Below are 12,580 nucleotides of genomic sequence, written 5' to 3' on the forward strand. Positions count from 1 at the left end.
CAGGTGGGCGTCGTGGCCGACGGCACGCGTGGCCGCGGCCCGGGCGGAGCGTTTGTGACCGGCGCCTCGCGCACGACGGGCCGCACCGGCGCCTCCCGACCGCCGCGCCGCGTACGGGCCGGCCTCGCGCGTTCCGCGTGCGTCCCGGTCTGACGGAGGGAGTCACGACATGAAGGCTTGGGTCTTCCAGGGGCCGGGTCAGGCGGCCTGGCAGGACGTGCCCGACCCCCGGCTCATGGACGCGGCGGACGCGATCGTCCGCGTCGACACCGCCGGTGTCTGCGGCACCGACCTGCACATCATGCGCGGCGAGGTGCCCGACGTCCCCGCGGGGACGGTGCTGGGCCACGAGGCCGTCGGCGAGGTCGTCGAGACGGGCTCCGCGGTGCGCACCGTACGTCCCGGGGACCGTGTCCTGGTCTCCTGCGTCAGCGGCTGCGGCCACTGCCGCTACTGCCGCGAGCAGGCGTACGGGCAGTGCCGCGGGGGCGGCGGCTGGACGCTGGGGCACCTGATCGACGGCACGCAGGCCGAGTACGTGCGCGTCCCGTTCGCGGACACCGGTCTGCACCCGCTGTCGCACGTGGTGAGCAGCGAGGTCGCCGTGCTGCTGGCGGACATCTTCCCCACCGGTTACGAGGTGGGTGTCCTCAACGGCGAGGTGCGCCCCGGGGACACCGTCGTCGTGGTCGGCAGCGGCCCCGTGGGCCTGGCCGCCATCGCCACCGCCCATCTGTTCGCCCCGCACGCCGTCATCGCCGTCGACCTCGTGCCGGCCCGGCTGGACGCCGCCAAGCACTTGGGCGCCGACGCCGTGGTCCGCGCCGACGAGGGGCCCGAGCAGCTGGTCGACGACCTCACCGACGGGCTCGGCGCCGACGTGGTGATCGAGGCGGCCGGCACACCGGAGAGCTTCGGGCTGTGCACGCGCATGGTGCGGCCCGGCGGCCACGTCGCCAATGTCGGCGTGCACGGGCGGCCGGTCACCCTCCACCTGGAGGACCTGTGGAGCCGGAACATCACCCTCACCACCGGTCTGGTCGACACGTACTCCACCCCCACCCTGCTGCGGATGGTGGAGGCGGGCCGGCTGCCCGCCGCGTCCCTGGTGACGCACGCCTTCGAGATGCAGGACGCGGCCGCGGCGTACGACGTCTTCTCCTCGGCGACCGACACCGGAGCCCTGAAGGTCGTCCTGGGCGGACCGCACCACGACGTCGTCGCGATCCCCGCCTGATCCCCGGCCCGCGCACGTTCCGCCGTTCGTTCCGACCGCGCCCGCGACCGACGAAGGAGACCGCCGTGACCATCACCACGAGGGGCCTGCTGGGCGCGCTGCCGCCGGAGGCACGCGACCTCCTGACGGAACTCGGCCACGAGGTGTCCTTCCCGGCGGGGACGCGGATCTTCGAGGAGGGCCGCCGGGCCGACCGCTTCTGGGTGATCAGCGCCGGGTCGGTCGCGCTCGACCTGCACGTGCCCGGCCGCCGGGCGGCCCAGGTGGAGACACTGGGCCCCGGCGACCTGCTCGGCTGCTCCTGGCTGTTCGCGCCCTACACCTGGCACCTGGGGGCGCAGTCCCGCAACCTCGTCACCGCCGAGGAGTACGACGCGGGGGCCGTGCGGGCGCTGTGCGAGGCGGACCCGGCCCTCGGGTACGCCGTCGCCCGCCGCGTCGCGGAGATCGTCACGCACCGGCTCCAGGGCACCCGCACCCGCCTGCTCGACCTCTATGGGCCCCAGGGCAGCGGTGGCGGGCGGTGACCCGTTCGGCGCTATGACGGCCGGCGCCGATCGGCGACGATCGGGGGGACGGCCGGGCACGCGAGACGGCAGCCGGGAGGGCGTATGACCGAGGTGCGGGAGTTCTCACCGCGGGCGCCGATCAGGGTCTTCCTGGTCGACGACCACGAGGTGGTCCGGCGGGGCCTCCACGACCTGATCGACGCCGAGACCGACATGGAGGTGGTCGGCGAGGCGGGCTCGGTCGACCACGCCGTGGCCCGCGGCCCGGCGCTGCGCCCCCATGTGGCCATCCTGGACGTGCGGCTCCCCGACGGCGACGGCATCACGGTCTGCCGGGAACTGCGCTCCGTGATGCCCGGCCTGGCCTGCCTGATGCTGACCTCGTTCGACGACGACGACGCGCTGCTGGACGCGATCATGGCCGGTGCCGCCGGCTACGTCCTGAAGCAGATCAAGGGGTCCGACCTGCTGGCGGCGGTGCGTACGGTGGCCTCCGGCCAGTCGATGCTGGACCCGGCGACGACGGCCCGGCTGATGGAGAGCCTCCGCGCCCACGACGAGCCGTCCCCGGCCCCGCACGACGACGCGCTGGCGGCGCTCTCGCCGCGGGAGCTGGAGATCCTGGACCTGGTCGGCGAGGGCCTGACCAACCGCGAGATCGCGCAGCGGCTCTTCGTGTCCGAGAAGACCGTGAAGAACCACATCTCGCGGCTCCTCGGCAAGCTCGGCGTCGAACGCCGCATCCAGGCCGCCGTCCTCGCCACGCAGCACCGCCCCGAGGGATCGCCGCCCCCCGAATCGCACCACTGAACGCCGCGCCCGCGGGCGGTCCGGCCGGTCCGGCCGGGCACACCCGATGGGGCCGGACGGTCCCCCGGCGGAACCCTGCGGACCCTCCCCCGGCGCCGCGCGGGGGCGCAGCATGGTCGCAGGCGCCTGGCCGGGAGGCAGCACGATGAGGACCGACACGCTCGACGGCACGACCCTGGAGAAGCTGATCTCCGCCGCGGTCGCCGCCCCCGCCTGCCACAGCCGGCGGCCGTGGCGGTACCGCCTGGACCCGGACACGGCCACCCTGCACGTGCGGGGCGTCGGCGCGGAGGACCACCCGCCGGACGCGGCGGGCGAGGACGCCCTGCGGGCCGTGCACGTCTCCGTCGGGGCGGCACTGTTCAATCTGCGGGTCGCCGTGACCCACTTCGGCTGGGAGCCGCAGGTCCGCCTGCTGCCGTCCCCCGACGATCCCGGTCTGTACGCCACCGTGCGGCTGACCGCGCCGGCGCGCGCCCCCGAGGCGTCTCGCGCCGATCTGTACGGCGCGTTGTGGAGCCGCCGCGACGGCGCGCCCTCGTGGCCGGTGCACCGTCCGCCGGGAGGGGTCGTGCTGGGGCTCGTCGACGCCGCCCACGCCGAGGGAGCGGCGCTGAGCCTGCCGCACGCGGCGGAGACCCGGCGGCTGCTGCGGCTGACGGAGGACGCCGACCGGCGCGGCGCGGCCGACGGGGTGGCGGTCCGGTGGCCGCCGGTGGACGAACCCCCCTCCGCGCCCGGTGACGGCCGGTTCCCGCTGGTCGCCGTCCTGACCACGCCCCTCGACGACCCCGCCGACTGGCTGCGCGCGGGACAGGCCCTGGAACACGTCCTGCTCGCGGCCGCCGCGCAGCGGGTGCGGGCCGCGCTGCTGCACCAGGCACTGGACTACCCCGACCTGCGGCGCGCCCTGCGCAGCGCGGAGTCCGGCCCGGGACATGTGCAGATGCTGGTGCGGCTGGGGTACGGGCCGCTGCGGCCGGGGACCGCGCCGCGCGGTCCCGGTCACGCCGTGGCCGCGGTGAACTGACACGCCACGAGGCGGCTCCGGGCGGGCCGCGGTCAGTCCGGGGCGAGCGGGACCCGCCAGACCAGGCGGGTGCCTCCCCGTTCGGGGACCTCCAGGCGCAGCGAGCCGCCGAACTTCTCCGCCCGGTCCACGAGATTGACCAGCCCGCTGCGGCAGGCGCCCTCGGGGATGCCGATGCCGTCGTCGGCCACCGTCAGGGTCAGCGCGCCGTCGCCGACGACCAGGGACACCTCCGCGCAGCGGGCCCTGGCGTGCCGGGCCACGTTCGACAGCGCCTCCCCCAGCACGGCGACCACGTTCTCGGCGACCTGGACCGGCACATCGGTGTCGATCAGTCCCTCCATCCGCAGCGCCGGGGTGAACCCGAGCGCGGGCACCGCCCGCTCCACCGCCCCCGCGACCCGTACCCGCAGGCCCTTGCGGCCCGGACCGGCGTCGTGCGCGCGCAGGCCGAAGATCGTGGACCGGATGATCTTGATCGTCTCGTCCAGGTCGTCCACCGCGCGCAGCAGCCGCTCGCTCGCCTGCGGGTGGTCGACGAAGCGGACCGCGCTCTGCAGCGTCATGCCGGTCGCGAACAGCCGCTGGATGGCCAGGTCGTGCAGATCGCGCGCGATGCGGTCGCGGTCCTCCAGCCGGGCCAGCTGCTCGGCGGAGCGGCGCCGCTCCGCCAGTTCCATCGCGAGCGCCGCAGCCCCCGCGAAGTCCGTCAGCGGTGCCGTCTCGATCTCGGTGAAGGCCGGCTCGCCCTGGGCCCGGGCCAGCAGCAGCGCGCCGCGCACGCCCTCGCTGGTGCTCATCGGCACGGCGACGGCCGGTCCCAGCCCGGCGAAGCGGGGCGGGCCGGTCGTGATCCTCGGGTCCTGGCCGACCTCGGCGCTGATGATCGGCTCCCCCGCCGCCATCGCCGCGCCGACGAACGAACCCCGGCGCGGCAGCACCAGCCCGGCGTGCGCGCCCGCGTCGATCCCGGTGGCGATGGCCATCCGGACGTCGCCGGTCCCCTCGACGGGCAGCGCCATCACGCCCAGGTCGGCGCCCAGGATGCGCCGGGCGTGCTCAACGATCAGCTCCAGCACCCGGGACTCCTCGGCGCCGGACAGCAGACTGGCGGTGATCTCCGCGTTCGCCTCCAGCCAGCGCTGCCGGGACCGGGCCTCCTCGTACAGCCGGGCGTTGTCGATGGCGACGCCGGCGGCGACCGCGAGCGTCGACAGCATGGCCTCGTCCTCGCCGTCGAACTCCTTGCCGCCGCGTTTCTCGGTCAGGTACAGGTTGCCGAACACCTCGTCGCGGACCCGGATCGGGACGCCGAGGAAGGAGTGCATCGGCGGGTGGTCGGCCGGGAAGCCGTACGAGACGGGGTGCTCGGAGATCTCCTCCAGCCGCAGCGGCTCGGGGTGGCGGATCAGCTCGCCGAGGATGCCGTGGCCGGACGGCAGCGGGCCGATCTTCTCGATGTCCGCGTCCGCGACACCCACCGGAAGGAACTGCGACAGCCGGTCCTCGCCCCCGATGACCCCGAGCGCGCCGTACTCCGCGTCCACGAGGACGACCGCGGCCTCCACGATCCGGCGCAGCACCTGCGGCAGATCCAGCTCGCGCCCCACCGACAGCACGGCCTGCAGCAGGCTGTGCACACGGTCCCGCGTCCCGCGCACGGCATCGATCCGAATCTGCAACTCGTCCAGCAGTTCGTCCAGCTGCAGCCGCGGCAGGCGCTCCTGACCCTTGTCGGGCTCCATCCCCATGGATTCCTCCATCAGGCACGGTGGCTCCCCACAGCCATTGTCCTCACCTCGGCGTCCGGCGGCGCGGCGTCGACCCCTGGCCCCGGGCGGGGCGGTACGGGCAGACTCACCCCATGAACGATCACCGTGCGATCGGCTGGGACGAGGCCGTGTGGCTCAACCCGCCGCTGGAGGCCCGATCCGACGCCGAGGGACTGCTGGTCACCACGCGTGACCGCAGCGACTTCTGGCGCACCACGAGCTACGGCTTCGTCCGCGACGACGGACACGCGCTGCTGGCTCCCTTCCCCCGTGACCCCGGTACCGGTACGGGTCCGGGTCCGGGTCCGGGTCCGGGTCCCGGCTCCGGCGCCGTCGAAGTGACCTTCGTCGCGGACTTCGACACCCTGTACGACCAGGCGGGCCTCATGATCCGCGTCGACGCCGCGACGTGGATCAAGGCCGGTGTGGAGATGTCGGACGGCGTACCGCATCTCGGCGCCGTGGTCACGCACGGCCGGTCGGACTGGTCCCTGGCCCCCGTGCCCGAGTGGAAGGGCCGCGAGGTCACCGTGCGGGCCAGCCGGGACGGCGACGCGGTGACGATCAGGGCGCGGTGCGACGCCGAGCCGTGGCGCATGGTGCGGCTGGCACCGCTCGCCCCGGAGGCGGAGGCCTCGGCGGGCCCCTTCTGCTGCTCGCCCGAGCGGGCCGGACTGCGCGTACGGTTCACCCGGTTCGTCCAGGGGCCCGCGGACGCCTCGCTGCACGCCGACGCGGAGAGCTGAGGGCGGTGGGGAGCTGGGGCACGGGGAACTTCGACGAGGACACGGCGGCGGACCATCTCGGCCTGCTCACCGACCGGTTGGCCGCCGAGGTCGCCCAGGCCATGGAGGGCGACCCGTCAGAGCTCGAACCGGACGAGTACTGGGGTGTGGCGGTGCCCTGCAACCTGGAACTGCTGCACCTGCTCGCCACCCGCGGCTGGGCGGGGACGACTCTGCCCGAGGCGGCGACGCTCCGGACGTGGAAGGCCCGCTACCTCGCCGTGTGGGACGAAGCGGTCGACGACCTGGAGCCGGGGGCGGACTACCGCGCGCGGCGGCGGGAGGTGCTGGTGGGCACGTTCGACGCGCTGGTGGAGGTGGCGGAACGGCGGTCGGGGCACACCAGGTGACGGCACGTCAGCGACGGGCCTCCTCGTACTCCGGTTCCTCCTCTTCCTCGTCCTCGTACTCGTCCTCGGCTTCCTCGCCGTCGTCCTCGTACTCGTCGGCCTCGTCGGCCTCGTAGTCGTCGGCCTCGTCGGCGTCCTCGGCGTCCTCGGCGTCCTCGGCTTCGGTGTCCTCGTCGTACTCCTCGTCGTCCTCGGGGTACTCGCCGTCGTCGTACTCGTCGGCCGCCTCGTCGGACTCCGCCTCCTCGTCCTCCAGCGCCTCCTCGTGGGTCCGCACGACCTCCCCGTCCTGGATCTCGCCCCGCCAGCCCTCGGGCTCCTCGTCGGTGAGGGTGACGTACCGCTGGAAGTGCTTGAAGTCGAGCCGCAGACGGCGGCCTTGGGCGCGCCAGATGTTGCCGGTCTTCTCGAAGAAGCCGGAAGGGTAGTACTCGACCACGAGCACGATGCGGGTCAGCGTCGGAGTGATCTCGTGGAAGCTGACGCAGCCGCGCGTGGTGCCCTTGGCGCCCTCGGAGCTCCAGACGATGCGCTCGTCCGGGACCTGCTCCTGGACGGTGGCCTTCCAGCCGCGCGTGGACGGACCCACCTTGACCTTCCAGTCGCTGGTGGCGTCCTCGCCCTTGGAGACGCTGCGCACGCCCTTGGTGAAGGTGCTGAACTTCTCGTACTGCGTCCAGTGGTCGTAGGCGAAGCGGACCGGTACGCCGACGTCGAGGGACTCGACGATGTTCATCACCTTCGTCGTCCCCGACTTGCGCCCCTTGCCCATGCCGAAGGCCTGCTTGGCCTTGTCGAGGATGCCTCCCCCCATGCTCTTGGCCTTCTCGCCCACGAAGGCCTTCAGCGGCGACTCCCCCTGGAGGATGCGCAGCCCGGCCTTGGGCAGGACACCGTCGTTCTCGGCCACGTCGCGCAACTGGTCGGTGAGACCCGCGACTTTGTCGCCCGCCTTCTCCGCCAGGTTCTCCACCTGCGCGCCCAGGAAATGGACCATCTCCTCGCGCAACTGGTCCAGACCCGAGGCATGTCCGTTCGGGCTGTGCTGTGCCGTCCTGGCCATGGCCTACCTCCGCCGTGCCGACGACGCCTTCTTGGCCGGCGTCTTCTTCGCGGCCGTCTTCTTGGCGCCGCCGCGACTGGGTGCGGTCTTCTTCGCCGCCGCCTTCTTGGCGGCCGGCTTCTTCGCCGCCTGCTTGCGCGGGGGCGGCGCGGCCTTCTTGGCGGTGGACTTCCGCGTCGGCTGCGCCTTCTTGGCCCCGGACTTCTCCTCCGGTGCGCGCTTCGCCGCCGGCCGCTTCGCGGGACGGCGGTGGCGGCTGCGCCCCGGTGCCCGCTTGCCGGCGGGCCTCTTGGCGGATTCCTCCGCGCCCTCCGGCTCCTCGTCCTCCCGGTCCTCGGCTCCCTCCTCGTCCTCCTCGGGCTCGTACTCCTCCTCCGCTTCCTCGTCCGTGTCCGTGTCCTCGGCCTCGTCCTCGTCGCGGCGGCCCTTGCCGGACGGACCGGACTTCCCGCCGATGCGCGCGGTGCGGTCGTGCAGTGACTCCGCGAGATCGGCCAGCCGGCGGTCGGCGGCCGCGGACAGCGCCTGGCGGCCCGCGTCCATCAGTTCGCCGCGCAGTTGGTCGTTGAGGTCCTCGAACTGAGGCAGTTCCTTGAGCCGGCGAACACCCTCGGTGAGCAGTTGTTGCGGTTCGAGACCGAAGCGGCGGCCCGCGAGATACGTCGCGAGTCCAAAGGCGAGCCTGGCCTTCTTGGTCCGGCCGAGCACATAACCACCGGCCATCCCGGCGGCGAGAGCCATCTTGGTCGAATCCTTCATCAGTCGTTCCCTTCCGGTCGGCGATCGTGTCGCCGCGCACGACTGTGGCTATATGCTGAAATAGTACGTTTGCTTGCCGGGGTGGCGCCGCTCGAAGCACGGCGGCGGCAACGACCGAAGGGGACGACATGACCCGACGGCCCCGCAAGCCCTCCGCCGCGTGGGCCATGCGTTCGGCGGCCGAGCAGCTCACCGAACTCCTCGGGCGGCAGCCCGAGTCGGTGTCCGCGGTGAAACCGACCGAGGACGGCTGGGAGGCCGACGTCGAGGTCCTGGAACTGGAACGCGTTCCGGCGACCACCAGCGTCATGGCGACCTACCACGTGAGCCTCGACGAGGAGGGCGGGCTCGTCTCGTACGAGCGGACACGGCGTTACGCCCGCGGGCAGATCGACCGACGCGTCTGAGGGGGCGCTGAAGGGAGGCACCATGACCGTGGTGCCGCAGGGCGCCGGCGGTGTGTCGGGCGGCGGCTCGGGCAGTCTGTACGACGTCCTGGAGCTGATCCTCGACCGCGGCCTCGTCATCGACGTCTTCGTCCGGGTGTCGCTCGTCGGCATCGAGATCCTCAAGATCGACGCCCGCATCGTGGTCGCCAGCGTGGACACGTATCTGCGCTTCGCGGAGGCGTGCAACCGCCTCGACCTGGAGTCCGGCCGCAAGCAGCCGACCCAGCTCACCGACATCGTGGGCGAGATCACCGAGGGCGGCGCCAAGGGCAAGTCCAAGGGCGCCCTGAGCGGTGCCGTCGAAGCCGTCACCGACACGCTGAAGGGCGGCGGGGGCGACGAGGACGAGGAGGACGACGAGGACGAGGAGGACGACGAGGACGCGGCCCAGGAGGAGGCCGAGTACGAGGAGGAACCCCGAGCGAGGCGGCGCCGCCCGGCCAAGCGGAGCGCCCACCGGGAGAGGGAATGACATGTCCGTCTACGTCTACTCCATCATCTCGAAGGCGCATCCGACGAACCTCGACGGCCTCCACGGCGTCGGCAAGCCGCCCGGTGAGCTGCGCACCGTGACCACCGCCGCGCTGAGCGCCGTCGTCAGCGACGCGCCCGAGGACCTGCGTCCCCGCCGGCGCGACGTCCTGGCCCATCAGGAGGTCCAGGAGCGGCTGATGGCCGACGGCCCCGTCCTGCCGCTGCGGTTCGGCCTGACCGCCCCCGACGACGACACCGTGCGCACCGCGCTGGACGAGCGCGCCGAGGAGTACCGCGGCCGGCTCGATGCGCTGGAGGGATGCGCCGAGTACCACCTGAAGGTCTCCTGGGAGGAGGAGGCGCTGCTGCGCCGCATCCTGGTCGAGTCGGAGGAGGCGGCACGGCTCAACAAGCAGATCCGGGACGGCTCCGGCACCCCCGAGATGCCGCTCGCCCTCGGCGAGCTGATCAGCCGCGAGGTCGAGGCGCGCCAGCGCGCGCTCGGCGCGGGCATCGTCGAGGCGCTGCGCCCGTTCGCCCGGGAGGACGACTCGGTACCGCCCACCGGGCAGGACTTCCTCAGCGTGTCCTTCCTGGTGGAGGAGGGCCAGGAGGAGATGTTCCTCGCCACGCAGCTCAGCCTCGCCAACCAGCTGGGCGACGAGTGCGACCTGCGGCTGCGCGGGCCGCTGCCGCCGTACAGCTTCGTCTGAGGAACGCGCAGGAAAGGGGTGTGCCGTGGGACTCGTCACCGGACTGTTCGGCCTGCCCCTGGCGCCCGTCCGCGGCGTGGTCTGGGTCGTGGAACGCGTCAAGGAGGCGGCCGAGGAGGAGTACTACGACCCCGGGCCGGTGGAACGGCAACTCGGCGCGCTGGAGAAGGAACTGCTCGCCGGACGGATCGACGAGGAGACCTTCGAGGCCCGCGAGGACGAACTGCTGGACCGCCTCGAGGAGATCACCGCACACCGCAGGGGCGCCGGGAACTGAGGCGGAGACGGAGGTGGCCGTATGACGGACCCCGACAGGCTCGGCTCGTACCCCACGCGGGCGCAGTCGCCCTACGCCCCGTACGGCCAGGGCTCCTCCGCGAACCTCGCCGACATCCTGGAGCGCGTCCTCGACAAGGGCATCGTCATCGCGGGGGACATCAAGATCAACCTGCTCGACATCGAACTGCTCACCATCAAGCTCCGATTGATCGTCGCCTCGGTCGACAAGGCCAAGGAGATGGGGATCGACTGGTGGGAGCACGATCCCTCGCTGTCCTCCCGCGCCGGCGGGGAGAAGTCCCTCGCGGACGAGAACAGGCGCCTGCGCGCGGAGATCGAGGCGCTGCGGGAGGAGCGGGAACTGCCCGCCGCGCCCGCCGCCGCACGCGAACGGAAGCCCGCCGCCCGCCCGCGCCGAACGGCAGCCGAGCGGCCGGCCACCGCGCGCCGCAGGAGAGCGACCGACGATGAGTGACGCCGGGCACGACCGCGTGGAGTACGCGTACGCCGTGCTGCGCGAGGACTCCGTCCCGCCGGAGCGCGTACGGGCGGACCTGACCGGGGTGGCGGGTGCCCCGGTGCGCCTGGTGTCCGGGCCGCCCGGGGCCCAACTGGCGGCGGCCGTCAGCGCGGTGCCCGCGGCGGACTTCCAGGAGGGCGCGCTGCGGCGGCACTTGGAGGACCTGGAGTGGCTGGAGTCCGTTGCGCGCGCTCATCACACCGTGATCGAGGAGCTGTCCGCGGCGGCGACGGTGCTCCCGCTGCGACTCGCCACGGTGTACCTCGACGAGGCCCGCGTCCGGGACGTACTGGGGGACTGCGGCGCGATGTTCACGGCGTGCCTGGACCGGCTCGACGGGCACCTGGAGTGGGGCGTCAAGATCTACGTGGAGGACGACCCCGCGGGGGCGGCTGCCTCCGCCGCGCCCGCGGGGGACCTGAGCCCCGGACGCGCCTACCTGCGGGCCCGGGGGGTGCAGCGGCACGCCCGCGAGGACGCCCACCGCAACGCCCGCCGGGCCGAGCAGCGCGTGGCGGCGATCGGCCGCGAACTGGCCGCCGACCACGCGCGGCACCGCGTCCAGCAGGGCGAACTGGCCGGCGACGCCGGGGAGAACGTGGTCAACGACGCCTATCTGGTCGCCCGGGACCGGGCGGAGTCCTTCCGCGTCCGGGTCCAGGACGCCGCCGCGGGGCTGACCGGCGTGCGGGTCGACATCACCGGGCCCTGGGCCCCGTACTCCTTCGCCGCCGTCCCCGAGGGCGCGCCGTCATGAGCGTTCCCGCGCGGGGCGGGGACCCGCTGCCGCAGCGGCAGGTCGCGCTCATCGACCTGCTGGACCGGCTGCTGAGCGGGGGCGTGGTGCTCACCGGGGACGTGGTGCTGTCCATCGCCGACATCGACCTGGTACGCGTCTCGCTGCGCGCACTGGTCGTCTCCATCGGCGCCAAGAACCCCTCCCCCTTTGCCGGTTCCGCACCGCCGCCGCCGGCCGACGGGACGCGGCCGTGAGCTCCGGGGTGCCCTCCGACCGGCTCGGCGAGGTCGCCGACGCGGCCGCCCGCGCCTTCCGGCTGCTGCCCGCGCTGCCGGAGGACACGCCCCCGCCGCCCGCGCCGGGCGCGCCGCCACGCCCCGCCCGGCGGGTGCGCGCCGACCCCGACACCGTCGAGCGGGACCTGGTGCGGCTGGTGCTCACCCTCGTCGAACTGCTGCGGCAGCTCATGGAGCGCCAGGCGCTGCGCCGGGTCGACGCGGGCGACCTCACCGAGGACGAGGAGGAGCGCCTCGGCGCCACCCTCATGATCCTCCACGACCGCATGACCGATCTGTGCGCCCAGTACGGCCTGACGATGCGCGACCTCAACCTGGACCTCGGTCCGCTCGGCACGCTGCTGCCGCCGGACGCCGAGGAGTGATCAGCCCGAGCGCCGCGCCAGGTCCGCCAGCACCGCGACCGCCTCGTCCAGGCGCTCGTACGGCACGAAGAGGTGGTCGTGGTGGAAGCCCGCCACAACGTTGCAGCTCAGGCCCGCGTCGGCGAGCTCCCGGGCGACGGCCGCCGTCAGCCCGACCGCCTCCAGCGCGGAGTGCACGCGCAGGGTGATCCTTCCCGCCACGTACCCGTAGCCGAGGCCCGCCGCGTCCGCCTGCTCCTGCGGCAGGACGAGGGTCAGTCCCTCCTCCTCGGCGACGGTGACGACCGGCGTCACACCGTCCGGCACAGCACTCCCGGGGGGCAGGGTGGTGAAGACATGCCGTTCCCGGCCCGCCTCCGGGCGCATACCGCTCAGCAGTTTCCGCAGATCCGTCTCTCCGCTCATGATCACACCCTATGCCGGACGGGTG

General features: G+C 73.4%; 18 protein-coding genes. 14 read left to right on the forward strand and 4 right to left on the reverse strand.

All coding sequences use genetic code 11. From position 1 onward, the window contains the following. Nucleotides 1-169 precede the first annotated feature (169 nt). From ACIP64_RS23505 to ACIP64_RS23520, 4 genes are all read left to right on the forward strand, one after another. Nucleotides 170-1,237: an alcohol dehydrogenase catalytic domain-containing protein gene (locus ACIP64_RS23505; protein ID WP_401590003.1), complete on the forward strand. Its 1,068-nt coding sequence runs from the start codon at nucleotides 170-172 to the stop codon at nucleotides 1,235-1,237. A gap of 65 nt (nucleotides 1,238-1,302) precedes the next feature. Further along, nucleotides 1,303-1,764, forward strand: coding sequence for a Crp/Fnr family transcriptional regulator (locus ACIP64_RS23510; protein WP_401590006.1), 462 nt, complete (start codon nucleotides 1,303-1,305; stop codon nucleotides 1,762-1,764). 84 nt (nucleotides 1,765-1,848) lie between these two features. Continuing rightward, nucleotides 1,849-2,556, forward strand: a complete 708-nt coding sequence (locus tag ACIP64_RS23515) for a response regulator (RefSeq protein ID WP_401590009.1) — start codon at nucleotides 1,849-1,851, stop codon at nucleotides 2,554-2,556. Between the two features lie 145 nt (nucleotides 2,557-2,701). After that, nucleotides 2,702-3,586 (forward strand): hypothetical protein, encoded by an 885-nt coding sequence (locus tag ACIP64_RS23520; RefSeq protein WP_401590012.1) that lies wholly within the window; start codon nucleotides 2,702-2,704, stop codon nucleotides 3,584-3,586. Nucleotides 3,587-3,618: 32 nt separating this feature from the next. On the opposite strand, the gene ACIP64_RS23525 is transcribed toward ACIP64_RS23520, so the two are convergent. Then, a complete protein-coding gene (locus ACIP64_RS23525; protein WP_401590015.1) occupies nucleotides 3,619-5,337 on the reverse strand; it encodes a GAF domain-containing protein in 1,719 nt (572 codons plus the stop codon). Between the two features lie 113 nt (nucleotides 5,338-5,450). On the opposite strand from ACIP64_RS23525, the gene ACIP64_RS23530 reads away from it, so the two are divergent. Together ACIP64_RS23530 and ACIP64_RS23535 are read left to right on the forward strand one after the other, a co-directional pair. Beyond that, the gene (locus tag ACIP64_RS23530) at nucleotides 5,451-6,104 is read left to right on the forward strand and encodes a DUF1349 domain-containing protein (protein WP_401590018.1); all 654 of its coding nucleotides are present in this window, start codon (nucleotides 5,451-5,453) and stop codon (nucleotides 6,102-6,104) included. Nucleotides 6,105-6,109: 5 nt separating this feature from the next. Further along, the gene (locus ACIP64_RS23535; protein WP_401590021.1) at nucleotides 6,110-6,493 is read left to right on the forward strand and encodes a DUF4259 domain-containing protein; all 384 of its coding nucleotides are present in this window, start codon (nucleotides 6,110-6,112) and stop codon (nucleotides 6,491-6,493) included. A 7-nt stretch (nucleotides 6,494-6,500) separates the two neighbouring features. Here the strand turns inward: ACIP64_RS23535 and ACIP64_RS23540 are convergent, their stop codons facing one another. Together ACIP64_RS23540 and ACIP64_RS23545 are read right to left on the reverse strand one after the other, a co-directional pair. Continuing rightward, nucleotides 6,501-7,556 carry an SRPBCC family protein gene (locus ACIP64_RS23540; protein WP_401590024.1) on the reverse strand — a complete coding sequence of 352 codons (1,056 nt, stop codon included), beginning with the start codon at nucleotides 7,554-7,556 and terminating at the stop codon, nucleotides 6,501-6,503. 3 nt (nucleotides 7,557-7,559) lie between these two features. Beyond that, nucleotides 7,560-8,315, reverse strand: coding sequence for a histone protein (locus ACIP64_RS23545; protein WP_401590027.1), 756 nt, complete (start codon nucleotides 8,313-8,315; stop codon nucleotides 7,560-7,562). A 128-nt stretch (nucleotides 8,316-8,443) separates the two neighbouring features. Here ACIP64_RS23545 and ACIP64_RS23550 point away from each other — a divergent pair, with 128 nt between their 5' ends. Genes ACIP64_RS23550 through ACIP64_RS23585 form a run of 8 tightly spaced genes read left to right on the forward strand, consistent with a single transcriptional unit; the run spans nucleotide 8,444 to nucleotide 12,150 of the window. Continuing rightward, nucleotides 8,444-8,722, forward strand: coding sequence for a gas vesicle protein (locus tag ACIP64_RS23550; protein ID WP_360916879.1), 279 nt, complete (start codon nucleotides 8,444-8,446; stop codon nucleotides 8,720-8,722). 22 nt (nucleotides 8,723-8,744) lie between these two features. Continuing rightward, nucleotides 8,745-9,236 carry a gas vesicle structural protein GvpA gene (locus ACIP64_RS23555; RefSeq protein WP_401590030.1) on the forward strand — a complete coding sequence of 164 codons (492 nt, stop codon included), beginning with the start codon at nucleotides 8,745-8,747 and terminating at the stop codon, nucleotides 9,234-9,236. Nucleotide 9,237: 1 nt separating this feature from the next. Further along, nucleotides 9,238-9,951 (forward strand): GvpL/GvpF family gas vesicle protein, encoded by a 714-nt coding sequence (locus ACIP64_RS23560; RefSeq protein ID WP_401590033.1) that lies wholly within the window; start codon nucleotides 9,238-9,240, stop codon nucleotides 9,949-9,951. A 25-nt stretch (nucleotides 9,952-9,976) separates the two neighbouring features. Then, nucleotides 9,977-10,228, forward strand: coding sequence for a gas vesicle protein GvpG (locus ACIP64_RS23565; protein ID WP_401590036.1), 252 nt, complete (start codon nucleotides 9,977-9,979; stop codon nucleotides 10,226-10,228). A 21-nt stretch (nucleotides 10,229-10,249) separates the two neighbouring features. Then, a complete protein-coding gene (locus tag ACIP64_RS23570; protein WP_401590039.1) occupies nucleotides 10,250-10,705 on the forward strand; it encodes a gas vesicle protein in 456 nt (151 codons plus the stop codon). Continuing rightward, nucleotides 10,698-11,507: a GvpL/GvpF family gas vesicle protein gene (locus ACIP64_RS23575; RefSeq protein WP_401590042.1), complete on the forward strand. Its 810-nt coding sequence runs from the start codon at nucleotides 10,698-10,700 to the stop codon at nucleotides 11,505-11,507. The genes ACIP64_RS23570 and ACIP64_RS23575 overlap by 8 nt, the downstream gene beginning before the upstream one ends. Further along, nucleotides 11,504-11,743, forward strand: a complete 240-nt coding sequence (locus tag ACIP64_RS23580; protein WP_401590045.1) for a gas vesicle protein — start codon at nucleotides 11,504-11,506, stop codon at nucleotides 11,741-11,743. The genes ACIP64_RS23575 and ACIP64_RS23580 overlap by 4 nt, the downstream gene beginning before the upstream one ends. After that, the gene (locus tag ACIP64_RS23585) at nucleotides 11,740-12,150 is read left to right on the forward strand and encodes a gas vesicle protein K (protein WP_401590048.1); all 411 of its coding nucleotides are present in this window, start codon (nucleotides 11,740-11,742) and stop codon (nucleotides 12,148-12,150) included. Before ACIP64_RS23580 ends, ACIP64_RS23585 begins: the two co-directional genes overlap by 4 nt. Here the strand turns inward: ACIP64_RS23585 and ACIP64_RS23590 are convergent, their stop codons facing one another. Next, the gene (locus ACIP64_RS23590) at nucleotides 12,151-12,555 is read right to left on the reverse strand and encodes an ACT domain-containing protein (RefSeq protein WP_360916903.1); all 405 of its coding nucleotides are present in this window, start codon (nucleotides 12,553-12,555) and stop codon (nucleotides 12,151-12,153) included. Nucleotides 12,556-12,580 lie beyond the last annotated feature (25 nt).

Origin of the sequence: Streptomyces sp. NPDC088733 (assembly GCF_044751185.1) — a bacterium.
Lineage (GTDB): Bacteria > Actinomycetota > Actinomycetes > Streptomycetales > Streptomycetaceae > Actinacidiphila.